The sequence below is a fragment of the Lysinibacillus sp. NPDC093692 genome, from assembly GCF_050280125.1.
GTDB lineage: Bacteria > Bacillota > Bacilli > Bacillales_A > Planococcaceae > Lysinibacillus.
Genome location: NZ_JBNNUW010000010.1, coordinates 129,131 through 153,471, shown reverse-complemented (window position 1 = coordinate 153,471; position 24,341 = coordinate 129,131). Strand labels below are relative to the sequence as shown.

21 protein-coding genes are annotated in these 24,341 nt (G+C 33.8%); 14 read left to right on the top strand and 7 right to left on the bottom strand.

The features are described from left to right. The first annotated feature begins 162 nt into the window (after positions 1–162). A complete protein-coding gene (locus ACQKN4_RS13175) occupies positions 163–1,290 on the top strand; it encodes a protein kinase family protein (protein WP_271911952.1) in 1,128 nt (375 codons plus the stop codon). Between the two features lie 56 nt (positions 1,291–1,346). Here ACQKN4_RS13175 and ACQKN4_RS13170 read toward each other — a convergent pair whose 3' ends face one another. Then, complete coding sequence (locus tag ACQKN4_RS13170; protein WP_271911950.1) at positions 1,347–1,571, bottom strand: helix-turn-helix domain-containing protein; 225 nt, start codon at positions 1,569–1,571, stop codon at positions 1,347–1,349. 146 nt (positions 1,572–1,717) lie between these two features. Between ACQKN4_RS13170 and ACQKN4_RS13165 the strand changes: the two genes are divergently transcribed. The 5 genes from ACQKN4_RS13165 (at position 1,718) to ACQKN4_RS13145 (ending at position 7,000) form a co-directional block, all read left to right on the top strand. Then, positions 1,718–2,131: a hypothetical protein gene (locus tag ACQKN4_RS13165; RefSeq protein ID WP_427483881.1), complete on the top strand. Its 414-nt coding sequence runs from the start codon at positions 1,718–1,720 to the stop codon at positions 2,129–2,131. A gap of 149 nt (positions 2,132–2,280) precedes the next feature. Then, on the top strand, positions 2,281–2,448 hold the full coding sequence (locus ACQKN4_RS13160; protein ID WP_205445382.1) for a hypothetical protein: 168 nt from the start codon (positions 2,281–2,283) through the stop codon (positions 2,446–2,448). Positions 2,449–3,329: 881 nt separating this feature from the next. Next, positions 3,330–4,202 carry a rolling circle replication-associated protein gene (locus tag ACQKN4_RS13155; protein ID WP_427483880.1) on the top strand — a complete coding sequence of 291 codons (873 nt, stop codon included), beginning with the start codon at positions 3,330–3,332 and terminating at the stop codon, positions 4,200–4,202. 277 nt (positions 4,203–4,479) lie between these two features. Beyond that, positions 4,480–5,256: a recombinase family protein gene (locus ACQKN4_RS13150; protein WP_271913650.1), complete on the top strand. Its 777-nt coding sequence runs from the start codon at positions 4,480–4,482 to the stop codon at positions 5,254–5,256. A gap of 169 nt (positions 5,257–5,425) precedes the next feature. Further along, the gene (locus tag ACQKN4_RS13145; RefSeq protein WP_427483879.1) at positions 5,426–7,000 is read left to right on the top strand and encodes a recombinase family protein; all 1,575 of its coding nucleotides are present in this window, start codon (positions 5,426–5,428) and stop codon (positions 6,998–7,000) included. A 368-nt stretch (positions 7,001–7,368) separates the two neighbouring features. On the opposite strand, the gene ACQKN4_RS13140 is transcribed toward ACQKN4_RS13145, so the two are convergent. Beyond that, positions 7,369–7,467, bottom strand: a complete 99-nt coding sequence (locus tag ACQKN4_RS13140; protein WP_427483878.1) for a recombinase family protein — start codon at positions 7,465–7,467, stop codon at positions 7,369–7,371. 227 nt (positions 7,468–7,694) lie between these two features. On the opposite strand from ACQKN4_RS13140, the gene ACQKN4_RS13135 reads away from it, so the two are divergent. The 3 genes from ACQKN4_RS13135 (at position 7,695) to ACQKN4_RS13125 (ending at position 10,372) form a co-directional block, all read left to right on the top strand. After that, entirely contained in the window at positions 7,695–8,183 is a 489-nt protein-coding gene (locus tag ACQKN4_RS13135; RefSeq protein ID WP_427483877.1) for an RNA polymerase sigma factor, read from the top strand. After that, positions 8,170–8,829, top strand: a complete 660-nt coding sequence (locus tag ACQKN4_RS13130; protein WP_427483876.1) for a zf-HC2 domain-containing protein — start codon at positions 8,170–8,172, stop codon at positions 8,827–8,829. Before ACQKN4_RS13135 ends, ACQKN4_RS13130 begins: the two co-directional genes overlap by 14 nt. A 151-nt stretch (positions 8,830–8,980) precedes the next feature. Then, entirely contained in the window at positions 8,981–10,372 is a 1,392-nt protein-coding gene (locus ACQKN4_RS13125) for a TcaA 3rd/4th domain-containing protein (protein ID WP_079563386.1), read from the top strand. 237 nt (positions 10,373–10,609) lie between these two features. On the opposite strand, the gene ACQKN4_RS13120 is transcribed toward ACQKN4_RS13125, so the two are convergent. After that, entirely contained in the window at positions 10,610–12,964 is a 2,355-nt protein-coding gene (locus ACQKN4_RS13120) for a M13-type metalloendopeptidase (RefSeq protein ID WP_427483875.1), read from the bottom strand. Positions 12,965–13,415: 451 nt separating this feature from the next. On the opposite strand from ACQKN4_RS13120, the gene ACQKN4_RS13115 reads away from it, so the two are divergent. Beyond that, the gene (locus ACQKN4_RS13115) at positions 13,416–13,556 is read left to right on the top strand and encodes a hypothetical protein (protein WP_170939051.1); all 141 of its coding nucleotides are present in this window, start codon (positions 13,416–13,418) and stop codon (positions 13,554–13,556) included. 90 nt (positions 13,557–13,646) lie between these two features. Then, positions 13,647–14,246: a hypothetical protein gene (locus ACQKN4_RS13110; RefSeq protein WP_079563388.1), complete on the top strand. Its 600-nt coding sequence runs from the start codon at positions 13,647–13,649 to the stop codon at positions 14,244–14,246. Positions 14,247–14,586: 340 nt separating this feature from the next. Here ACQKN4_RS13110 and ACQKN4_RS13105 read toward each other — a convergent pair whose 3' ends face one another. After that, positions 14,587–16,230, bottom strand: a complete 1,644-nt coding sequence (locus ACQKN4_RS13105; protein ID WP_427483874.1) for a thiamine pyrophosphate-binding protein — start codon at positions 16,228–16,230, stop codon at positions 14,587–14,589. Between the two features lie 36 nt (positions 16,231–16,266). Beyond that, positions 16,267–19,044, bottom strand: coding sequence for a bifunctional diguanylate cyclase/phosphodiesterase (locus ACQKN4_RS13100; RefSeq protein WP_079563390.1), 2,778 nt, complete (start codon positions 19,042–19,044; stop codon positions 16,267–16,269). A gap of 392 nt (positions 19,045–19,436) precedes the next feature. On the opposite strand from ACQKN4_RS13100, the gene ACQKN4_RS13095 reads away from it, so the two are divergent. Continuing rightward, positions 19,437–21,311 carry a leucine-rich repeat domain-containing protein gene (locus ACQKN4_RS13095; RefSeq protein ID WP_427483873.1) on the top strand — a complete coding sequence of 625 codons (1,875 nt, stop codon included), beginning with the start codon at positions 19,437–19,439 and terminating at the stop codon, positions 21,309–21,311. A 339-nt stretch (positions 21,312–21,650) separates the two neighbouring features. Here the strand turns inward: ACQKN4_RS13095 and ACQKN4_RS13090 are convergent, their stop codons facing one another. Both ACQKN4_RS13090 and ACQKN4_RS13085 read right to left on the bottom strand, forming a co-directional pair. Continuing rightward, positions 21,651–22,073, bottom strand: a complete 423-nt coding sequence (locus ACQKN4_RS13090) for an exosporium protein C (RefSeq protein ID WP_079563392.1) — start codon at positions 22,071–22,073, stop codon at positions 21,651–21,653. A 252-nt stretch (positions 22,074–22,325) separates the two neighbouring features. Beyond that, positions 22,326–22,652, bottom strand: a complete 327-nt coding sequence (locus tag ACQKN4_RS13085; protein WP_427483872.1) for a BRCT domain-containing protein — start codon at positions 22,650–22,652, stop codon at positions 22,326–22,328. Between the two features lie 301 nt (positions 22,653–22,953). Here ACQKN4_RS13085 and ACQKN4_RS13080 point away from each other — a divergent pair, with 301 nt between their 5' ends. Together ACQKN4_RS13080 and ACQKN4_RS13075 are read left to right on the top strand one after the other, a co-directional pair. Next, positions 22,954–23,751: an MBL fold metallo-hydrolase gene (locus ACQKN4_RS13080; protein WP_427483871.1), complete on the top strand. Its 798-nt coding sequence runs from the start codon at positions 22,954–22,956 to the stop codon at positions 23,749–23,751. A 186-nt stretch (positions 23,752–23,937) separates the two neighbouring features. Continuing rightward, positions 23,938–24,204 (top strand): hypothetical protein, encoded by a 267-nt coding sequence (locus ACQKN4_RS13075; RefSeq protein WP_427483870.1) that lies wholly within the window; start codon positions 23,938–23,940, stop codon positions 24,202–24,204. Positions 24,205–24,341: the final 137 nt, after the last annotated feature.

The window sequence follows — 24,341 nt, the reverse complement described above, 5'->3', positions numbered from 1 at the left end:
TATCACAAGTGATAGTAAAGCGGAAGTTTGAACTGATTGTATAATAAGAGATACTTTTAAAAAGCCTTATTTTAGAGACGTAACTTGATTTGTAATAAAAGACACTTACTACCAAATTGTGCTAATATTATAATTATTAAAGTTGAATTGGAAGTGAGATGTTTGTTACAATCAGGAACTTTAGTTGAGTTTGATAGAAAAAAACAGTTTTTACATGTTAAATCTCTTGGAGAAGGTGGAACGGGAGATACACATCTTTTTAAGGATGAGACAACTGATATGCTGTTTGCATTTAAAAAATACTCTCCAAAGGATACTAACTATATAGATGAACATTATCAACGATTTGTAGATGAAATCAAAATATTGTTTAAGATTTCACACCCTAATATAGTTAGAGTCTATAATTATTATTTATATCCTGAGTATAAATTAGGTTATCTGCAAATGGAGTATATAGATGGAGTTACGATTGAAGATTTTGAACCGGACTTTTTAGGGAAGAGCTGGGGAGAAATTTTTACTGAGACGATATCAGCATTTGAATATTTGGAATCGAATAAAATACTGCATAGGGATATTCGTCCAGCAAATATTATGATAGATAATAGTGGAAAAGTTAAGGTAATTGATTTTGGGTTTGGAAAGAAACTAACGGAACACGATATAGATGCTAGAAGTGTATTTTTGAATTGGCCAGTAACCCATTGGCCAGATGAAACGAAAGATGAAGGAATATACAATCATCAAACTGAAATTTATTTTCTAGGGAAATTATTTAGTAATATCCTTGGTAAAGAACTTCCTAATTTTAAATTTGAGCATATCGTTGATAAAATGATTAAATTAAACCCTATTGAAAGATATACATCATTCCATGATATTGGAATAGACATTTCCCAAGGAGTTCTAGGTGAAATTAACTTTACAAAGAGAGAAAAAGAAGTGTATAGGGATTTTGCAGATATACTTTCAATGTATATCAAAAGTTATGTTAATTATTACGAGCCTATCAATGATCTCAATGTTACGATGAGTAAGTTAGCTATTCTTATACGAAATAGTTCTTTGGAACGTTACATTCAAGATAATAGTGAATTAATAAAATGTTTTATTAATGGTAATTTTTCGTATGACTCGACTAACAATATTGAATTATCATTTGTGATTGATTTTTATCAATTGATGCAACGACTAGTCCCTTATAAACAAAAAATAGTATTAGATAATATAAATATGAGATTATCTAGAATAAAGATAGAAGTAGATTATGATGAATTGCCGTTCTAATGAATTTTTAATATAATGCTCTAGAAAACAAGTAAGTCGCCCATATAAGGGCGACTTTATTTGTCTTTGTCTTCTATAAGGTCTATGATGTCTCTAATATCATCTAACTCTAAAGTATCTGCGATTTTTTCTATATGACTAAAGTTTATATTTTGCCTTTTTTGATTAGCTAATTCGCTTAAAGCAGCATGGCGTATATCAGTTAATCGAGATAATTCCCTTAATGAAATTCCTCTTTGATTGACTAGTTCATGAATCTTCACTTTGACTTTTCTTGTCATAGCTCTCCCTACAATCGATTGATATTGACTATTAAGGAAAACTTACCATATACTAAATAATATAGTGGTACGCTTAAGCGTACCGATTTTTTATATGTTTTTTTATAAAGAAAGACGAATAATCAAAAAGTAGGAGGAATATATTAATGAGTGAGCTAAAAATGGATGATGTATTGGTAAAGAGGAAGCCTATATGGAAAAGTAAGGTTATATGGGCTATCGGAATTATCGTAGTATTATTTTTAGCCTATAAATTAGGTAGCTCTCCAAATGTACCAGAAGGTATTGGAGAAAATTATTATAGTAATGCTCTATGGGCGTTCCATGAACTAAACGTAGCGTTTGAAAATGGTGAATTTCCGAGTAATGAGGTTACAAAATCTATCTCTGATAACGCAAGAGAAGTAGAAACTAATTCGGCCAATTACACTGATAAGGAAAAATATTTAAGTGAACAATTTATAAAAATGGTTCTAGGAGTAGGTGAAGGTTTGGAAGAGCAAGTATATGAAGCTCGTTCTAATCTCGCTAACGTGTTGGAAATAGAAGAAACGTATTAGAAATAGGTGGGGGCTTATTTTAATAATATATAGAAAGTTCTCTCGATAAAAAATATATACAGCTCTCGAAATCTCTAATAACTAAGTAACTTATTTATTAGCGAGGAGAAAAAAGGGTCTCATAAATACGATAGAAAGAAGTGGAAAATATGAAGAACGCTTATGACGAACTATCTAACGAACGAGAAGGATATGTGATGAAAAATGAAGAGAGCGGTGTGGAGATAACTTGTACTGAAAAATTTGTGAAGGCATGGGAAGAAAGAGGTTTTGTGATTATTAAAAAAGGTCTTGTTAAATTAGTTAATGAAAAATAAGCAAATCTCCAATGGCTATAAAGCCCCTTAGGTGATGACTGGTTGCTAAACTTCCAGAAACCACCTAAGGGGCTTTTGACGTAATAATTATGGTAGTTTAGCTGGAGAAGATATAAAATGGCAAATTCCTTGTTTATAAAGCCTTTAACCATTTGAAACTAGGGATTGAGTTTGTCTTTAAATTACCAGGTTCCTTCGAAAGGAAAAAGATAGATAACGGCACTTAGTAGTTAAAGATTTTTATGTGCATTTTTATGTGTGATCGTGCTGTTAAGGATTCCTGTATTTCCCACACCTCGTTCTAAATCTATGTGGAAATATGAAACTATATGTCGCTTTAAGGTGATAAAGCCCCACACGCCCACTTGTGTACTTTAGCGCTTTAACGCTTTAGATAAAATATAGGTGGATATTAAGAAGTAGAATGAAATTTACATCTGAATACTCTACTGAAATTTGAATGAACAGAAAAAAGCTAGAGCATATAAATGGATATAAAGAAACAGAGACACAGACAATTGAAAAGGACTTATTTGAAAGAAAGTGAAAAAAATAGCACTTCAGCGAAGCTGAAGTTTCTACTTCTTAATATTTATGGGTGATTCATGCCCTCGTTGAAGAGACGTTTTCCATAATGAAATAATCAAGAGATAAACTAATCTCACTCCTCGCTATGCTCGGAGGACTTCGCTTCGCTCCGTCCACTGTTTATTTCCGCTCCTACTCCTTATAATCCGATAATAGACACACCATCCCGTTCCTTGAATGTGAAAAAACCGCCTTAATTCATTTAATTTTTGTTTCCATGAGAATTTACGGAGTACACTTCATCTCTCTTGGTTTATTTATATTAAACCCCAAAAAAACGGGGGGACTATGGGTTGAGAGGATGGGATAATATGGAATATTATGATAGTGAAATGAAACGTATAGGTGATTACATCAAAGTGAAGCGTTATGGAAAAAAGATCAGGAAAAGAGATACCTCTAAGAAAACTAAGGCTGAACGACAAGTAGAAATTATGAAGGTAGAGAGGGATTCTGGACTTTCCACCATTGAGAAAATGATAAAAATAGCTATTTTGAAAAATAACGGTTCTAAAGAAAGGGAATATAGTAAGAAGGAGAAGAGAGAGCCTAAAGCTCGGAAACTTACTATGAAGGAAAAGGAAACTTTCGGTGATTTAATGGATATGAACTTTAAGCTAGGCGATAAATATGTGACTCTGACTTATGCAAAGGAAAATGTGTCGCTAGAGCAAGCCAGTCGGGATTTTGACAATTGGATAAAACGTATGCGTGATAAGTATTCTGATTTTAAATATCTAGCTGTGCGTTCTTTTCAAAACCGTGGTACAGTTCATTTCCATGTGCTGATAAATATACCTGATATACCAACTGGAGAATTAAGAAATGGTGTATTTCAAGATATATGGGGACATGGAATAGTCAACGTAAAGAATATTTATTCCCCTCAATTTATTGATAAATATGCGAGATTAAAAAATTATTTAATAAAGAACTTGTTTGAGTTTAAAGCAGATAAACGTTCTTTTGGCAAACGGCTTTATTTACAAAGCAGTAACCTAGAGAAACCAAAGATTATCAAGGGTAACTATACTGAGATAATGGAAAGTTTAAAAAACCTTGAAGGGAATTTAAAAAAGGTCGACGGATATAAGATTACTGTTGATTTTCTAAACTATATTCAGTTCACTACCTTTAAGATTATGTGGTTTAAAAATGAAAATTAGACCTTTTGCAATCCTTTAAAACATTAAGTTCTATAGATTTGTCATAGTAGTTACTTATTCCTGTGTTCTAGCGTATAAAAGGTAGTCACTTTATTCCTTTAAAAATTAAAACCAATATCCCAAAAATGCAAATGCCCTTAGTAAGATTCATCGTAACTTAGGGTTGTAATTTTACACCAGTACGTAATATGCTTGCCTAGTAATAAATTACCAAATAAAGGTAAAATGTTTAAATCGTTACGATAATTAGAATTTCCGTTACGCTGGGGGGAAAATGGTGAACGTAATAGGGTATATACGGGTTTCTACCTTAGGACAAGTAAAAGATGGTTATAGCCTAACTTATCAAAAAGATGAAATAAAATTATTTTGTGAAAAGCAAGGGTGGAATTTACTAGAGTGCTTTATCGATGCTGGTATAAGTGGAGCAAAAATAGATGAAGAAGCCTTAGAGGTAGAAAGAGAAGGCTTTCAAGATATGTTAACTGAAATTTCTACTTCTAAGGTAGATTTCGTAATTGTGCTAAATACTAACCGGTTATGGCGGTCTGATATTGTTAAAGTTTTAGTTCATCGAGAGCTAAAAAAATTTGGAGTGGATGTTAAAAGTATTGAACAGCCGAATTATAGCATTTATAAGAAAGACCCAAACGATTTTTTAGTGAACGGTTTAATGGAGTTACTGGACGAGTATCAACGTATGGAGATAACTATGAAACTGGCACGAGGACGAAATATGAAAGCAAAGCAAGGGAAATATGCAGGAGGAAAACCCATATATGGTTATACGGCTAAAAAGGGACAAAAATTTCTGAGGGTTAATGAAGAGGAAGCCAAAACGGTAAGACGATTATTTGAGTTAAAGGGGAATTTCCAAAGCTGGTCTTTGTCTCAATTGGCTTCTCAGCTAAATAATGAAGGTTATTCGACGCAGCAAGGTAAAAGGTTTACGAAAGTTCAGGTGAAACGAATATTAGACCGTAAAGATTTCTATGAGGGAATGTATTGCTACGGTGAAATAAAAACTAAAGGTGTACACGAACCGATTCTATAAAAATTTTACATCAAGGGGAGAGAGACGAGTGGAAGCGGGAGAAAATAATAATTACAAGGAACGAAAACTGATTATTCCTTCTGTTGGGGAAATAAAAAGAAATGAGCTAATTAACATATTGGCTAGCATAATAAAAAATTATGTAAATAAGTAAAGGAAGGCAAAGTATATGACCAAACATCGTATGAAAGTAGCTATATACACGAGAGTTTCTACAGAGGAGCAAGCCAAGGAAGGGTACTCTTTGGGAGCTCAAGAGGATGCTTTGAGGAAATATGCTGAAAGTAATAACTTGGAGGTTTATGATGTCTATTCTGATGATGGTTATTCGGGTAAAAGTTATGAGCGTCCTGAAATTCAGCGTTTATTTAAGCATTTATATGACGGCAAGTTTCAAGCAATCCTTGTTAAAACTGTAGATAGGATTTCCAGAAGACTTAGTGATATTTCCAAATTGCAAGATGAGGTATTAGTGCCTAACAATTGCCGTTTATTGGTGAGCGATAATAATTTAGATAGCTCAACTCTTGACGGAAAAATGTTCATAAATCTGATTGGTACTTTTGCTGAATATGAGCGTGGAATGATTATAAGTCGGGTAAAAGCTGGTATGGAAAAAAGAGCAGAACAAGGCTATTGGAACGGTGGGATTGTACTAGGCTATAATAATATAAATAAGCAGCTAGTTATTAATACCGAGGAAGCAAAGCTCGTTAAAAGAATATTTGAGTTAAGGGCAGAAGGTAAGGGATATAAATATATTGCTAAAACCGTAAATGAGGAAGGTTATAGATCAAAAAAGGGAAATCTTTTTAGTATCGGTACGATCAAGACAATATTAGAGAATGAAGTTTATATAGGTAAGTGTAGATGGGGGAAGAGAAAGGACTGGAATACTAAAAGGCGCAATGGAGTTACTAAAGATTATGTTTTAGTCGAGGGAAAGCATGAAGCAATAATTTCCCTCGATTTATGGGCTAAAGCCCAAACAATTAATAATACTAATAAAGAGAGTGTATCAAAAAATAGAAATTTTCATGGCGATTTTATTCTTTCGGGAATTCTCCGTTGCCCTGCTTGTGGTGCTGGAACTGTAATGAGTAAGTCGAAAAAAAGAGATGGGAGCGGTTATCATTTATACTATATGTGTCAAGCATTTGCCAGTAAAGGCTTAAAAGCTTGTAAATCAAATTTAATTGGTAAAGAAAGTATCGAAAAGAAGGTACTCCAAAGGGTTAAAGAGCTATTAAACGATATGACGATAGTTGAAGATGTGCTTGAGAGGATTGAAAGTCAAAAACTACTTGAAAAAAGCTCAATGAAAAATACTTTATTGTTGAATAGTAAAAATCTGGAGAAGAAAAAAGCCTTATTAAATAAGCTTAATAGTGACTATTCCTCTGAAAAGCTTGGAGCGAGGGTTTATAATATGCAAGCCGAATTAATCCTAAAGGATATAGATGATATGGAGGAAAGAAAGAGGCGGGTTGAAAGGGAATATGAAGATTTACAAAGCGAATCAACTATTACTAAAGAGACGATTTATCAAGCCCTTGAACATTTCGATAGCCTATACAAAACCGCTACCTTTGAACAAAGAAAGTTACTTTTAAGAGCGTTAATTAAAAAAATTGAAATTGAGCCAAACCGAAAGGATATAAAGTGTATAACTTTTTGGTTTGATTACGATGACGCTTTACTACTTAGTAAGACAGGGAGAACCTTACCACAAGTAAGCACATAGTTATTTTTTTTGAAGCGTCAAAGTACAACTCAATGTCTTTGACGCTTCTTTTAGTTGGTGAATTTCCTTCATTGACGGTTATTTTATTAATAATAGTATGAATTAAATCCTTTTCTTCTTTTTTCGCTCCAATTTTTAACCTGATTAAAACGAATGAAATCAGCATACAAAGGATTAGTAATGATTGTCCTTATAGAATTAGTTGAAAAATGTGCATTTCACTTTGTTTTATATCCTTCATGATTCAATTGTTTTGAAGCCTTTTCCACTAATATATAAATCAAAAATATATTTAACAAGATTGGCTTCACTTTCATTAATTACTAATTTCTTATCCTTGAAAGAGTATCCTAAGACCTTCCACCGTCTCATTTCCCTTCCTTTGCTCTCTGGGTCATTCCCATTTTTACATTTTCTAAAATCATATTTCTTTCTAATTCAGCAAAGCTACCCATCATTTGAAGCATAGCTTTTCATGTTGGTGTTGAAGCGTCAATATTTTCACTATAACTAAAAAAGGGATTTTTCGATGAATGTGGTTATAAAATTACATATAAGTCAAGGTTAAGTTGAACCTGAATCATTTGGGATTGACGATGATAAAAAATAATAATACTCATAGAGTAAAATATTTAAATATTTTTGTAACGAAATTAAATTCTAGGAGTTATATAAGTGAAGGTGGTGAAAATGGGTGGACTTTGAGGAGATCTATCAAGAATATTTTAAAGAAATTTATTTGTTTATCAAATCATTAAGTAACGATGCGAGTATAGCCGAGGAAATTATGCAAGAAGCATTTTTTAAGGCGTTAAAAGCAATTGAAAAATTCGATGGTACTAAAGATATTAGAGCGTGGCTTTTTACAATTGCAAAAAATACATATTTCTCTCACTACAAAAGAAATAAACGACAAATAGATTTGGATGTAGTAGAAGAATCAGGAGTGCAAATTGTAAGTCATTTGATGAATGAAGAAGATGCCTTCGCAGTTCATCAGTTTCTTCACTCGATGAAAGAGCCATATAAGGAGGTCTTTTCACTACGTACTTTTGGCGAATTACCGTTTGAGAAAATAGGGCTTCTTTTTGGAAAAAGTGCAGGCTGGGCAAGGGTGACCTATTACAGAGCGAGGAAACAAATTATTGAGTATATGGAGGATAAGAATTATGAAAGAGATTAAATGCACAATTATTCAAGATATTTTACCACTTTATATTGATGGGGTAGTTAGTCAAGATACAAAAGAAATGGTAGACCAGCATTTACAGCATTGTGAAAAATGCCAAAAGGAATATGGAACAATGAAACGTGAACTGTATATTCCAGCAGAAAATAAAGCCCCTATTATTCAAAAGATTAATAAAAAATGGCGTAAGAAAAAAATAATCATTTCATTTGCCTCCGTTTTTGCTACAGCTATCATTTTATTAGGAGCGTATCTATGTATTTTTTATTATGAAAGGGTTATTCCGTACTCGAAAAATCTATTTAAAATTGAAATGCAAAATGATAATCAATTGGTTTCTCATTATTACGGTAAAAGTTATGCTACTTTTCACGGGACCTATCCTAGCCCAATTGTAATTGACGGTGAGAAAAAGAATGTGAGTTTTATCTTTTACACAGAAACAATTGCTGATTCGCCTTCAAGAAGCCTAATTAATTACGAGAAGAATCTCAATGAACAGGATTATATCTGGAAGTTTGATGAAAGTGAAAAAATTGATGCTGTGTATTATGTGGACTATGATGTAGAAAAAATCGTTGCTAGAAAGGATTCTTGGGATTCAGTTTTAGAACGTGCTGTATTGATTTGGGAGAAATAACAATTACTTTTTTTATTCAAAATGTGTTGGCCTCCCTTTTTGCGTATTTGTTCTTTTGATTTGGGTGGTAGTTACTGTTTTTTCAGTAAGACTAGTACCGTTTTTCAAAAAAATGTATAATATGCTGATGTATATGTAAGGAGGAATAAAAATGGATTTTTGTGTTCACTGTGGTCATCAAAATGCAGAAGAAACTAATTTCTGTGAGAACTGTGGTAAACCTATTAATTCGGTAAGGGAAACAAAATCTGAATCGAATAATTCTGTAGGACCACAGTATTCTAAACAAAATGGAAAAATGTCGAAGAAGAGTAAGTTTACAATCATAGGTATTGCAGTAATGATCGGGTTAGTTGTGATCGCAAATATTGCTATTACAAAAATGTTAGATCCGATGAAGCAGATTGAAGCGATGGATTCTGCATTGAAACAAGAAGATTATCAAGCGTTTTTAGAAGAATTCCAAATTCCTGAAAAATCGATTTATGATGCTGAAAGTTTTTCTTTGTATGTAAAGGAAAATGGGTGGAGCGCAATTCGTGATAATTTAATAGAGGAAGTAAATTCTTTAGAAAATGGTGAATTCGCGGATCCCATTAGTGATAGTCATGGTACAGATTTGATAACGATTTTACAAAAGGAAGTCTTGTTTGGGCTCTTTAAAAAGGTAGAATTCAAATTGGTACCAATAGAAGTCTACACTGAAGCGCCATTAAAGGATATAGAAATTATGATTAATAATCATAAAGTTAAAACGGATAACGAAGGCACACAATTATTGGGCCAGTATTTGCCTGGTGTTTATGCCTGGAGTTATACGTATGATGGCCAGTGGGCTAACTTGAAGAATAGCGGTGAACTGGCAATCCGAGGGAATGGATCAAATAAGCTGAAAATTGATATTGATTGGGATATGACATCTTTAGAATTAGATTCTGACATAGAAGATGCAATCGTTTATGTAAATGGGAAATCCACTAAAATGACTGTTTCAGAAATAGGGGAAATGTACCCTCTTCCAGCTGACGATATTATAAAGATTTATGCTGTTGCCAAAAACTCAAAAGGTCAAGAGGTTCAATCAAATATCATTACTTCAGATGCCCGATATGCTTACTTTGAGTTTCCAGAAGATACAAATCAACCTACTATTGAAGAAGAACAAGAAAAAGTTACAAATGGAAGTCAAAAAGATGAGTACATACAGAAGCTAGATTCGATTGATGCTGGCTTAGCAGATTTGGAGCATTTGTATACTAATAAAGATAATACAGAAATTTTAAAAGCAGAAAAAGAAACATATACTAGATGGGATAATATCTTAAACGAAATTTATGCTTTGTTAAAACAGCAACTTTCTAGTGGTGATATGCAGAGTTTAAAAGAAGTACAAATAGAGTGGATTAAAGACAAAGAGAGTTCTGCCAAAAATGCGGCTTCAAAGTATGCTGAAGATGAAATGAAAGAAATTACAAAGTATAAAATTGAAGCTCAATATACGAAAGAAAGATGTTATGAGCTAGTAAAAAATTATATGAAATAAACAAGTGAAAAAGAGAGTTTTAAAATCTATTACACAAGATATCTACATAAAAAATTCTCTAAATAATTGAGTGTGTTCTTTAAAAAAATAAACCCCAAGAATGCTGTGAAATCGACATTCTTGGGGTTTTTATTTCGATGTGTATTTATTTACTCTAAAAGGGACGTCTTAGACAGCCTCTTTGCCTTTATACACTGATGTAAGAGCTATCGGAATTAGCTCTATCTGTTCTGATTTTTACCAGATGGAAACCCGATCTTCCGGGGCTACATACATGCCATCTCCAGGCTTAATTCCATACGTATCATAGAATTGTTGGAAGTTCACAATCGTGCGGTTTACCCGAACTTTATTGGCTGAATGTACATCATTTTTGCTCAACATCGCTGCAAATTCTTTTGTAGTTGTGGATTTCCATACTTCTGCACTGCTTTCGAAATATGCTTTATAATCCGGATTACTCATTTGGGATACAACTTGCAATGAAGCTGCCATTCCACCTAAATCAGCGACATTCTCGCTTAGTGTAAGCTGACCGTCACTCAAAACACCGGGAATAATCTCAATTCCATTATAGAACTCAATCAGTTTCTGGTTTTTCTCTTTGAATTTCTTAAAGTCTTCTTCTGTCCACCAGTTATTTGCATTTCCATTTTCGTCGTATGCAGATCCGTTGTTATCAAATGCATGGCTGATTTCATGGCCGATGACCATGCCAATGGCACCATAGTTTGCTTCAGGTTTAGCGTTAATATCATAGAAAGGCGCTTGGAGAATACCGGCAGGGAACGTAATTTCGTTATTAAAAGGATTGTAGAAGGCATTTACGGTATATACACTCGTTGCCCATTTCGTTCTGTCCACTGGTTTTCCAAGCTTGGCTTTCATGTCATCAATGTATGCTTTGTTTACTGTGACGGTATTAGAGAGCAGTGAACCGCCTTCGTCATATGTCTTGATAGCTACTTTATCTAATGTCGTATCCCATTTATCTGGGTAACCGATCTTAACAATCATCGTATCCAGCTTTTTAATTGCTTTAGCTTTTGTTGTCTCTGACATCCAGTCAAGAGATTTGATTCTTTCCCCATACGTAGCAATTAATTTCTCTACCATTTGCTCAACATCTTTTTTAGCTTCTGGTGAAAAATGTTTCTCGGCAAACATTTGCTCCAAATATCCGCCCATTGAGCTAGTTGTCTTGGCTACAGCGATCTCTTGAGCTGTTTTTTCACCTGTAACGCCGTATAACGTTGCGTCAAACTCAATAGCAGCATCTTTGAATTCATCTGACAACGAACCGCTTGTTGCCATAATCAATTGCACTTTGGCGTAAGCCTTAAGTACGTTAAGATTAGCCTCAGTCAAGAGATCTGCGCCTTTTTGCGCCAGCTTCACATCGGTTACGATCACTTTATCAGCACTGTCGACTTTCATCGATTTCAAGACTTGTTTCATATCTACTGTTTTGAACATGTCATCGAATTGTTCGATTGTATACGGATTATAGTATTTATTGACGTCACCTTGTTCATGAGGTTCAAGTGATACGGAAGCTAAGCCTTTCTCCATATCATATATTTTTTCGGCAAATGCATTCGCAGCAGACTTTTCCTCGCCCGATGCCACAAGAAGTTTGGTCATATATTGAATATAGGCTTTTTTCGCTTTCGCGTCTTCTGTTACAAAGCTGTTCTTATCCAGAACAGAAGTTAATCCAGAGTAATACAAAGCATTTTCACTGCTGTTCTTTGCATCGTTCATGATTGAAAAGCTAAATAATGAGGTTAGACCCAATTCTTTCTCCAGGATAAGATCGGCTTGAACGAGTTCATCAAGTGTTTTTGCCTCGTCAATTGCCTTTACATATTTCTGGATAGGCTCCATCCCTTGTTTATTTCTACTTTTTGAATCCAACGCTGTCGAATAGAAGTCGGCAATTTTTTGTTCTTTTGTTCCTTCTGCGAACTGTTTGCCAGCGAGTTCATTTATTATTTTTTCTATTTTATCGTTATTTTGCTTGTGCAGCTCAGAAAACACGCCGCCCATGATTTCCCCAGCCGGAATTGTCGATTTATTTAACCAGTCCTTATTGATTGCTTCATAAAAATCGTCATTTAAATGGGAGCCTTTAAGCGACCAAATTCTAGAAATTATATTTTGAAACTCAGCGATCGTAATAGTGTCATTTGCGCCTAATGTGCCGTCAGGATTGCCCGTCAGTACGCCTGCTTTTGCCAGTTTATCGATATCTTTTTTAGCCCAAGCGGGTACATCGGAGAACTCGACGCCGAATGTTCCACTGCGCAAATCATTTCCAACAGGCTTTGGCAATTTTCCAAATGCTCTGCTCAACATGACTAAAGCTTCAACCTTCTTAGCTGGCTCATTCTCTCTTAAATCTCCATTTTTAGAGCCTTGCATAATGGCTTCTTTATTAATTCCTTGTTGATAAGCGTCTGCTGCCATCAACAAAGTTTTTACAATCTCTCCTCTTGTCGCTGATGGCGACTTTTCATCGGCATACACCGATACGCTAACTGATAGGACCATTATTATGGTCATAAGTAAGGATAAAACCTTCTTTTTCATCTTCGTGCTCCTCTAAAGTATATTTGTATAAATAAAGATAAATGGGTAGAATTTAGAATTTTCACCATTTACATACCATTGTAGTTGATTTATTTCAATTTGAAAATATGTCAGGAGCTTTTTAAATTTCAAGAAAGCATGATTTATTCAATTTGGGCTGATAGAGCTTTTAAAATTTAAAAAGGTTTAAATATCGTTAACGCTTTTATTATATTCTGGATTAACTTGTGTCATACAACATGTGGGGGAAGTTTAGTTTTCAAAAAGGCGTGAAGGTTGATTACTTTAGGAAAGTAGACGAAGCACCTACTATGATACGGTGAATTGTATCATAAGTAAGATTATTAAAAAGACCACCCAAAACATTGATAATGCAATGTTTTAGGTGGTTTTATTAACTCTAAATTAAATTTATGATAAGCTAGAAAAAGGAAATTAAGGATAAATACGCATGGTAAAACTCTGGATGTTTGTTGATCTAGCAGTAATTTATATAATTCGCATTGTTCTTGGTTTCTTATCTGGTGTATATCTTTTGGATGGTACAACATCTCGGTTAATTAATGGTGAGCGGAAGCAAAAAAATTTATAAGGTTGAAAAAATATTGTTTAAATGAACCGCGCTTAGACAATTTACAAAAACGTATTATAAGTAAGTGTGGTTTTTATCGGAGGGTTAACAATGAAAAAAGCAGAAATGATGGACAAGTATTTGGACTCTTATGGAAAAGGAATTAGTAGTTCTGAGATTTGTCATGTTGTAGATTTAGTTTTCAAGATTAATTTAGATGAGACACCTATTTTATCAAAAGAGAAGGAAGAGATAGATGGAATTTCTTCATCAACAGGGAGAGCGGTAATAGATTCCTATCTAAATCAATATGACAGCAACATAACAGGGGCAGAAATTCGCAAAATAATAAATGAAATTTTTGGTGTTAATTTAGAAGCGATATCTTCATTAGAAGGAGCAAGAATTTCTTTATATTCAAAAGGTCAGTGGATTGTTCAACATGAAAAAGACTTATTTGTAGTATATACTGGAGCAAGTGATGTTGACGTAAAGGTCTTTCCTACAAATTATTTCACTGAACAAACTGGGTTAGTAGCATTACCTTCTGATTTACAACATGCACTAACGAGTATAGGGTATCACTTCGAAGAAGAAATCGATAGTTACTATTTCTTAAATCCAACAGGTGAGGCTGTTCCAGATGCCTTCAAAGGAAAAACAATAGGCGCTATACTTGGTGTCATCCAACAGTCATTCTCAAATTTATAAACAAACGAATACATAAATAAGTTAGTAATTGGAGATAGAAAATCTCTGTAAGAAAAAAAGTCATATAGGGGAATATGATTCCCAATCTATATGAATTTTCATATTTAACTTCTCTCAGCAGAAGTCTGCCACCTCTATAGGTGGTGAGATGAATGCGGATTTAAGCTACTTTTCAGCGGGTATCCAAACACCCGCTGAAATATAGGAACTCAGTCTAAGAACGCCACGTCCTGTGGCGTTTTTACCGAAATGACCGACATCGTGTCAGCCCTCGTGCAGGCCTAAGCACAAAGCCGATTCCGGACGCAATTATGCCTCGGCATAATTGATTCAAAACCTCTTACTTTCCAAAGGAAGATAAAAATTTAACTCGGTCTCCCATAGGAGGTGTGTTATTATCTGTTAAAACTACTTCCAAGACTGCTGGTCCATTTAAATTCAGTAAGTTATTTATCGTATCTTGGTTAATATCTTCTAGTTCTGTTACTTGGAAATTCGGTATATCCATAGCTGAAGCCAATGCACTAATACTAATTGGATTTTGCTCAAAAGATGGGTGAGTACGCTGGAACTGTAGAGCATGTCCATGGTATACCATTCCTAAGCGAGCATTATTCATAACAATAAACAAGATCGGTAGATTATATTCTTTTGCTGTTAATATTTCCATTCCATGCATGAAAAAGCAACCATCACCTGTGATACATACAACAGGGCGTTCAGGTTCAGCTAACTTTGAGCCAATGGCAGATCCAATTCCACTTCCCATTGCGCCAAAATGGACATTAATATCATAAGTATCATTATCTAAAACCTTCATGTGATGAATGACATAGGACATAAATTCACCAATATCAATTGTATATCTAGTGGAGGATGGTAAATGTTTTTGAATACTTAATAGAACGTTTTTCGTGTTATATTCTTCCATATCTCCAAGAGGCGCATTATTTTCTTTACCCTCAAGAGCACTCTCTTTTCTTGTAAGCCCTTTAGTTCTTAACTCTTCTATAAGTAATAGTAAACTTAAATTGATATCACCTAGCACAGGTAGATCAATCTCATATTTTCGATTGAACACCGATTGATCATAGTCCATTTGTATAGAAAAACGGTTTTTCGTAAGGTTTATGTTGTAGTTATTTGTAGCTGTTTCTCCTAAACTTGAACCCACGATTAACAATACTTGTCCATCGCCATCAGCTATTAATTCTGAGGCAGCCTCGTGGCCAGCAAAGCCGAAAACGCCAACTAGAAGAGGATGATTTTCTGGAATGAATCCTTTTGCTTGCGGTGTTGTTAGAATCGGCCAATTTAGAATTTCTGCTAACTCTAGTAATTGTTCAACTGAATTTCTTACGCCTTGTCCTACTAAAATGTATCCGTTCTTTCTTTTTATTAGCTCTTCAGCTACATTTTTAATAGTATCCATAGTAGGAACTATTGCTGTTCTTTTTGGTGGAGCTGGTATTTCTATGTCTTGCACTATTTCGTGTTGAACATCTATTGGTATAGCAATATGTACTGGACCAGGCACTCCGGATATAGCGATTTCGGAGGCTTTTACTATTTCTTTCAGTAAATCCTTTGATTCTTTAACTGTTACACTGTATTTAGTAACTGGTTGAAAGATCGGCTGAGCATCTAACTCTTGAGAAGCATTTAAGCCGATTGTGCTAACTGGAACAGCACCGGTTAAAAATAAAACCGGTAAATGCTCGCGCATAGCATTTGCAGCACCTGTTACTAGGTTAGTTCCACCAGGGCCACTACAACCAATACATACGCTCATCTCGTTTGTATATTTTGCGTAAGCTGCGGCCATGTATGAAGCAGCACCTTCATGTTTTGTTACAATCGGTGTTAAGTCTTTCATATCATACAGTTCATCAAAAAATGCATTGACTGAACCTGCTGGAATACCAAAAATATATTGAACACCGTTACCTTTTAAATATTCTAAGACCGTACGAGCTGCTTTCATTATAAATCTCCCTTTTTTATAATATAGAACGTTAAGTTAATAGAAATATTTTTTCATAATATCTTCAGCCTTCATGGGCTTACTAAATAAATAACCTTGCATTAAATAACAATTTTGTCTCAATAAAAAATCGGCCTGTTCTTTTGTTTCAACCCCTTCAGCAATAACTTCAAGCTTTAAATTTTGAGCGAGGGTAATAATTGTATTTGTAATTGCTGCTGCATCATCCGTTAACATCTCTTGTACAAAGGATTTATCAATTTTTAATGTAGATATCGGCAGATTTTTCAAATAACCTAAAGATGAATATCCGGTACCAAAATCATCTATGGCTAAATTTACCCCAAGTCCCTTTAATTGTATCATTGTTTTTAATGTTAATTCTGTATTTTTAACAATTAGATTTTCTGTAAGTTCTAATTGTAAATACTCAGGTGACAAGTCTGTCTCTTGTAGGACATTTTCTACAATAGAAAATAAATTACTCTGTTCGAATTGATGGACGGATAAATTTACAGACATACTAATTAAAGGACATCCTTGGTTATGCCATTTTTTCAATTGCTTGCAAGCTTCTTTAAGAACCCACTCACCTATAGGGACGATTAAACCGGTTTCTTCAGCAAGTGGAATAAACTTATCTGGTGTAATCATTCCGTGTTCTCGATGATTCCATCTTAATAAAGCTTCAACGCCCTTAATTTTGTTTGTTTTATAGTTTATTTGTGGCTGATAGAAGATAATAAGTTCATCTCGCTCTAATGCTTTATATAAATCATTTTCAAGCTTGATACTTTCAAAAGTTCTCGTATCCATTCCTTCGCTAAAGAAATGGTAGCTAGTACCTGGTGTTTCTTTTGATTTGTACATAGCTGTGTCTGCATTTTTGATTAATGTATCTGTCGTATCCCCATTATCAGGAAACAGGCTTATACCAATACTTGTTTTAATGTAAATTTCATTGTCTATAAGGTTGAAAGGTTTAGAGAAAGAAGCATTAATACAATTAATAACCTTCAAAATGTCATTTTCACATTTAATATTAGGCAAATAAATTGTAAATTCATCCCCTCCTTGCCGTGATACAGTTGCATCTCCTAGGACGCAAGTACTTAAACGTTTGGCAACCTCTTGAAGTAATAGATCGCCATAGCTATGTCCAAGCGAATCATTTACTAACTTAAAACGGTCTAAATCCAAATAGAGAACTGCTAATTTTTCTCCGTTCGCTTTTGCATACTTTAGCCCTTGAGTTAGTCTATCTATTAAAAGAATTCTATTCGGTAAATTCGTTAAACTATCAAAATAAGCGTGGTATTTAATCTTTTCTTCTAGTTGCTTTCTTTGAGTTATATCTTTAAATGTGACAACTTCTCCTACAATCTTGTCTCCTTCTTTTATTAAGGAGGTTACATATTCTACTGGAAAGTTGGAATTGTCTTTTCTAAAAAATACCTTGTAGCTGTTGAAATTAGTGTTTAATAAGGATGAAATAATAATTTTGTCTTCCGTTTCACTACCACTCATAATAATATCGACGGATTTTCCGATTAATTCTCGCTCTGTTTCATAACCTAACATGAGTGCACCTGCTGGATTGCAAAATGTAATGTTTCGATCAAGATCTAATCCAAAGATACCTTCACCTGCAGAGTTGAGAATTAACTCTTTTTCACGGCTAAGCTGCTGTAACTCCGCTACAACTTTTTCAAGCTCTTTATTTTTCACTATTACTTCTGAGGTTCTCTCCTCAATAATGATTTCTTGCTTTTCCATATATATCAGGTTTGATAATGCAGATGCTGTAGTGTCAACAATGGATTGGGCCAACTGTAATTGGGTTTCTGAGTAATAAAATGCTTTTTCTTCAAGATTAACAATAGATATTTGCCCTAAAATTTCACCCATTGAAACTAGAGGAAACATAACTAAACCGTTTATGCCGAAATTACGACAAACTTCATGATTAGGTCTATCATCCTCAAATACATTTGGAATAAGAATGGCTGTTTTGGTTTCAAAAACCTCCTGCATTACAGCATCATTGCTTTGATCAATTTTAAATTTGTTATGTGTCTTTAGCCAATTTTCTTCTGTCCAATCACTTTCCTTACTCAACTTAGCCGGTTTCACTCTTTTTTCTGCTAAAGGATCTAAAAGGTGAATCCCTATATTTTTATTATCTAAAAACTTCTCTAAGTAGAAAAAGCATTTATCAAGGCTTTCTTGTAGTGAGGAGCACATTGATAAGTCACGTGTAACATCAAGCAGCAGCTGCTTTTCGTTAATAAGGCGCTCTTTATAAGTTAAGTTGTTTGCATTTTGAATAGCAACAGCAGCCATATTCACATATGCCTCGACCGTTTGAATTTCTTCGTCTGTTAAGTTCATTGGAATTCCATAATCAAATAAAAAAACAAGGCCAAATAACTCTTGTTCAAAGGAGATGGGAAGCACTAATAAAGATTTAATATGGAACCCCTCAACTGCTCTGGGATCTGGTCGACTATCCTTCGAAGTATCAGGAATATAGATGGTTCTCTTTGTTTCAATTACTTCTTTTGCTAGTAAATCTATTTCGGTATCAATTATATGCATATTCAAAGTCCAGCCATTAATAACTGCTGGTTTTCCTACATATCCTCTGAATGTACCATCTTTTTGTGGTAAATAAATGCCCACAGAATCACATGTGACGATTTCTTCAGAAATTGCTATTGTTACCTGCTCTAATACTTCACGTAAATCTAGCTTCATATTAATCATTTTTGTTATATTAGCCAGCCGAGAATACCTCGTTTGTTCCATAGACATATATATATGAACCCCCAATTTTATCCTTATCTTGTATAAATTTTTATTAAATTATTTCTTAATTCGTATCGAATGTCCCAGTCTTTTCATTTTACAGTAGTAATAAACAGGTAGGTGAAAAAATATAAAAATTAGTAAAAAAATCTTAAGAGTATTTTGTCTTTTTATTAGTAGCCTTTTTATGTAGGACTACAATCATTCTTTAAGCGAAGGTATTCCTTGTATTTCAAGTAGCGAAAGTAAATTTAAATATATCAAACAGTGGTAATTTCTTGGGCGACTTTTTGTTGTAGGTCTAAAGGTGGGAGATAATTAGTATTTAATAGAAATAATGACATTTATTTTTTAGATAACTTAGCTGAATTGAAAATAGAGCTGGGGAGGGACTGCCAGTGGAATTCATTAAATTAAATTGTCCGAATTGTAATGGGAAAATTGAATATAAAGAGGGACAATCATTTAAATGTCCTTTTTGTGAGACCGAAATAATGTTGAAAGAGAATAAAGTTTATTATGTTGATCAGACGATTAATAATTATTATGGTGCAACTTCTGCGAATAAAGCTACACGTCCAAAAATGAATTTAAAGGCTCTTTTAATGGTACCGTTTGTAATCCTTTGTGCATTCCTTGGCTATTTCCTCTTAAGTAGCAATCAAACAGAAAATGGTAACCGTGAGAAAATATCTGTTCGAAAAATGCCTGAAAGCGAAGTTCTTTTACTCTTTTTAAAAGATATTTTTGATAAAGGAGAAGCTTTGCCAACTAAAGAAGAAATTGTAAGTATCCGTTATTTGGCAGCATACCATTCTGAAGATCAGTGGCATTTTGATTACAGTCTTGATGATCCATTTACAAATAAGCAAGCCAAAATTTCTAACTATATCATTATGGATAAGCTATTAAATACACAAAAAATCGAACAAAAAGATTTTGAAGCCTTTACTGGTCTGACGGTATTGAATTTGATGGGCGATTATGAAATATCACGAAGTGAAAATGTAAGCTTCCGACATCTGGAAGGTTTAAAAAGCTATACAGGTAGCTTTAATGAATCATTTAGTAAAATTGCTGAATATTTTAGTGATAAGTCTAATATTGTAGAGCTCTCTATCCAAATTCGAAGTAATGATGAACTTGCTTTATTATTAGAGTTTCCCAATCTTCAATCACTTGAAATTTCGTACTACACTGAGACGGTTACAGACTTCCCTCTGCTGAATCAACTGCCATTAAAATCATTGTCCTTAATGTCTGCCAATGATTTGAAGTGGTTGTCTTCATTAACTGATTTACAGTCGTTAACAATAGATCTAAGTGAAGCGACAGATTTTAGCTCGTTCTATTCACTGAATCAATTACAAGAATTGAAGCTTACAGCGGTACGAAATTTAAAAACGCTTGATTTTATACAAAACATGCCCAACCTGCAATCGCTTGATCTTGAAAATATGGATATTTCAAATGTAGAACGCCTTAGAAATAAGTCTTCATTGACAAAACTGCGTTTAGCTTCTCTTTTTAAATTAGAGTTGCATGATATTGTAAACAGCCTGTCTTCTCTGACCGATTTATCGATAACTGGTTATCATGGTGAAATATCGTCGATTGTAGCACCTCATTTAAAAAAAGCAGAATTAGCAAGTTCTTTGCTCCCCAAGCTAGAGGCACCTGTTTTAAAATATTTGACTGTTGAAATAAGTGGGGCGCAGTCGTATTTGAATGGAGAAGAATTACTAAAATACCCACAGTTAGAACAACTTACAGCAATGGAGGGTGGTGATTTTATAGGCATCGATTCTTTAAATCGTCTCCCAAATTTGCAAACGATAAATTTAAATGAGACAACTTTTTATGAAGAGACGAGTGAATTATTCAATTTACAGCATGTAAAAAAGTTAAATTGTAATGAGTGTAAGTTTCAAATTGATAGTCAAAATTCGTTTAACAATAACAACCTGGAGCATTTAACTTTGAATGATGCATCTTTTCAAATAGACAATGGTGACTGGGTGAACGAAGTTGATAAGGTTATGCCTTACTTCGCTGGTTTTTCAGCTCTGCGTTCATTCACTATACAAGATAGTTCATTACAATCATTAAGTTTTATGGAAAAGTGGCAACAAATTGAGGAGCTTCATTTAGAAAATAATGCTATTTCAAATGTAGCGCCTTTAGTGAATTTGCCTAATTTGAAAAAGCTGTATATTTTAGGGAATCAGGTGCGAAATACATCTGTTCTAGACAAAGGAATTTTGATTTATTGAGGAAATGTGCTTCTTTTCAAATAGACTTATAAAATCTCACTTAGTCCAATCAAGAGAAACGTATCATGAATAAATAAGTTTTTACAATTTGCTAAATAACCTCTGTATCTAATAAATTTTATATTAGGGACGTTAAATACAAATAAATAAAATAAGCTGTGTAGAAAGTTAGATTTTTAATAACTACTATACAGCTTATTATTTTTAATCTTTATATAATGTGCTTTAAAACATGCATCTCACTTTATCAATCAACACTCTTAAAAAAAACGATCATGATATGCCACAGATTTGCGCAGGGCCTAAATATTATCAATGCAAAGTAAGAGCTATTTATCGTTAACTTTTTATCGCTAGACCACTAAAAGAAACGGGTCCTACAATGTTTGCTTGTGTGTTGGGAGTAGAATTCTCAGCGAAAACCTGATAGAAGTTAGCGCCAGCTATTAAATTGGAATCAATAGCTTGGAATGTAAAGACGTAATTTTGTTCTGAACCAGCTGATTCTACCCCGTCTTGAGTATTGAAGATTTCTTTCCCATTACGGAACACTCTAAATACAATTTGAGAAATATCGGTAACTCCTGCTACACCAACGCTTGTAAGTAGCTCGACACGATTATTTCTTGAAGCGGTGCCTGGGATGTTTATTTGAATTGAAGCTAAAAGAACTCTAAATGGAGCCTGTGGAATTGGAAAAGCAGTTTCTAGGTTAAACGTACTTAGAGGCTCCACTGCTTGATAATCAAGGATTTGCACCATTTTATCACCTCCTTTTGCTAGGATACTATAAGATATGTTTTATAGTAGAGCTTGCTTGTGTAGTAAACTATGCCGTACTATTTTTAAACTCTGTTTAGTTAGCTGTTCAAATTTTTCTGGAATTGTAAGCCTTCAAATTAAAATCATTTGGAATTATTACGGGTTTGAGGTAATAAAAAAGGTGAAAGGTATGTAGTTGTTTTTCATACCTTTTTAGATGGGATTTAAAAAAGGTGTTTAAATTTGAGGTAGCTATTCTTCTTGCATTGAAATGAGCCAAATAAAATCATCCTCAATAATTATTTGAATGTCTAAGCCGAGGTTCATTAACTTCTCAGCTTTTAATTGTTTTGTACTTATACCACGACGTTTGTTCCCAAGAATAAGGAAATCTGTATCCTGTGTAACCGCGCCTTGCATAATTCCTCCACAAGCTCGTATTCTTTTTGCAGCTTCTGAACGTGTCATAGTGGAAAGGGCCCCAGTAAAGACAATTTGTTTATGATGAAATGGATGCTTTAAACGTTCTGATGGGTTAGAAAGTAAGATGACTTCTGTGTTGTCCTTATCGTTGTTCATGTTGGCTCTCCTTGATTGAAATAACGTTTTTACCTAATATATAGGTGACATTGATTTGATTCTACATTTAAACTAGTTATGGGAAATCGTATCATAAGTAAGGTATAAAAAATAATGTGATCCGTTAATTATGAATATTTGTATCTATAGAAAAAGCTAAGAGTATGTGAAATTTAAATTGATTTTGCATACTTTTTTTCCTAAAGAAGGATTTTATAAATAGTGACCGAACTAAGGAATAGAGCGGGCAAATTATAACTAGCTCATTATCAAAAGAAAATAAGGGGAAAAGGGTGGTTCGGTGATTCAATTCAAAAAAAATAATATTACAGTTTTTCAAAGTGTATTATATATGACTACCTCGGCAATCATTCAAACGAATGAAGCAGTAATTATGACAGATCCTAATTGGCTACCTACTGAAATTGAAGACATTAAGAGTTTTATAAACGAGATTAGAGGTGATAAACAACTATATATTGTTTATACACATAGCGATTTTGATCATATTATTGGGTCTGGGGCATTCCCAGAAGCTAAGATAATTGCCTCAAAACAATTTGATGAAAATCCTAACAAAGAAGACATCATGCAAAAAATTAAACAATTTGACCAAGGGTATTATTTGAATAGAAGTTATTCACCTCAATATCCAAATGTAGATATTGTCGTTTCAGAGGACGGGCAAAAAGTAGAATTCGATTCTTTTACCATGACATTTTATCAAGCACCTGGTCATACGAATGATGGTTTATTTACAGTTATTGAGCCTTATGGTCTGTTTCTTTCTGGCGATTATTTGTCAGATGTTGAGTTTCCATTTATTTTTAGTAACTATAAAGACTATGTAAATACGGTTAATAAAGCTGAAAATATTTTGCTTAATCATGAAATAACGACCCACGTACCTGGACATGGTACGACAACGCAAAATCAACAGGAAATTCAAAAAAGGATAAACAGCTCGAAGTATTACTTAGAGCAGCTTCCTCATGATAATGGAGAGTTAGAAAGATATTTAAGTGAAGAATATTCATTTTTTGAAGGGATGAGAGGCATCCATACTGACAATAAGAAAATGGCTGAAGAAATTTTGTAGAGGAAGCATTCATTAGTGCTTCTTTTTTTCGTTTTTGAGATGGGGAAATTTTATTTTGCATGCAAATATTAAAGCCAAAGTTTAGATTGCATAGATATTCGCACTTTGTCCGTACATATTTTCTGCACATTTTACAATACTATATCTAGATTATTTATTTAAATGGCAGGAAGGGGAGAGGTAGAATTGGCTAAACACTCAGATATGAGTTGGAAAAAGGATCACCCAAGCACTTTGTTTGGGAACTCCGTCCAAAAGGTGGAGCGTTTGTTGAAACATGTAAAGTCACACCCAGAGGAAATAGCGATTGAGCATGCTTTCAATCAAATCGAACATGCAGAAAATGCATTTATGAATGCAAAGGAATATGGTGAGCATTTGGATACAGTCCAACAAAATAAAGAGTACTTAGAGCAGATCAAGCAGCAATTACACGAAATGCAAGACAAATAGTGACAGAAGAAATAATAATAATTTTTAAGCGGCTTAAGTCCAATAATTGAAAGGACTAAGCCGCTTTATTTTATTCATTTTGTTTGCTTTCAGTAATCCTCAGTTAATCGTTCTTTCTGCGAAATTTTGCGAAAGAC

What these genes read in the sequence shown, in the direction of transcription:
- ACQKN4_RS13170 (WP_271911950.1), bottom strand. Translation starts at nt 1,571, where the DNA reads ATGACAAGAAAAGTCAAAGTGAAGATTCATGAACTAGTCAATCAAAGA.
- ACQKN4_RS13165 (WP_427483881.1), top strand. Translation starts at nt 1,718, where the DNA reads ATGAGTGAGCTAAAAATGGATGATGTATTGGTAAAGAGGAAGCCTATA.
- ACQKN4_RS13160 (WP_205445382.1), top strand. Translation starts at nt 2,281, where the DNA reads ATGAAGAACGCTTATGACGAACTATCTAACGAACGAGAAGGATATGTG.
- ACQKN4_RS13145 (WP_427483879.1), top strand. Translation starts at nt 5,426, where the DNA reads ATGACCAAACATCGTATGAAAGTAGCTATATACACGAGAGTTTCTACA.
- ACQKN4_RS13140 (WP_427483878.1), bottom strand. Translation starts at nt 7,467, where the DNA reads ATGCTTCAAATGATGGGTAGCTTTGCTGAATTAGAAAGAAATATGATT.
- ACQKN4_RS13130 (WP_427483876.1), top strand. Translation starts at nt 8,170, where the DNA reads ATGAAAGAGATTAAATGCACAATTATTCAAGATATTTTACCACTTTAT.
- ACQKN4_RS13125 (WP_079563386.1), top strand. Translation starts at nt 8,981, where the DNA reads ATGGATTTTTGTGTTCACTGTGGTCATCAAAATGCAGAAGAAACTAAT.
- ACQKN4_RS13120 (WP_427483875.1), bottom strand. Translation starts at nt 12,964, where the DNA reads ATGAAAAAGAAGGTTTTATCCTTACTTATGACCATAATAATGGTCCTA.
- ACQKN4_RS13115 (WP_170939051.1), top strand. Translation starts at nt 13,416, where the DNA reads ATGGTAAAACTCTGGATGTTTGTTGATCTAGCAGTAATTTATATAATT.
- ACQKN4_RS13110 (WP_079563388.1), top strand. Translation starts at nt 13,647, where the DNA reads ATGAAAAAAGCAGAAATGATGGACAAGTATTTGGACTCTTATGGAAAA.
- ACQKN4_RS13105 (WP_427483874.1), bottom strand. Translation starts at nt 16,230, where the DNA reads ATGAAAGCAGCTCGTACGGTCTTAGAATATTTAAAAGGTAACGGTGTT.
- ACQKN4_RS13100 (WP_079563390.1), bottom strand. Translation starts at nt 19,044, where the DNA reads ATGTCTATGGAACAAACGAGGTATTCTCGGCTGGCTAATATAACAAAA.
- ACQKN4_RS13090 (WP_079563392.1), bottom strand. Translation starts at nt 22,073, where the DNA reads ATGGTGCAAATCCTTGATTATCAAGCAGTGGAGCCTCTAAGTACGTTT.
- ACQKN4_RS13085 (WP_427483872.1), bottom strand. Translation starts at nt 22,652, where the DNA reads ATGAACAACGATAAGGACAACACAGAAGTCATCTTACTTTCTAACCCA.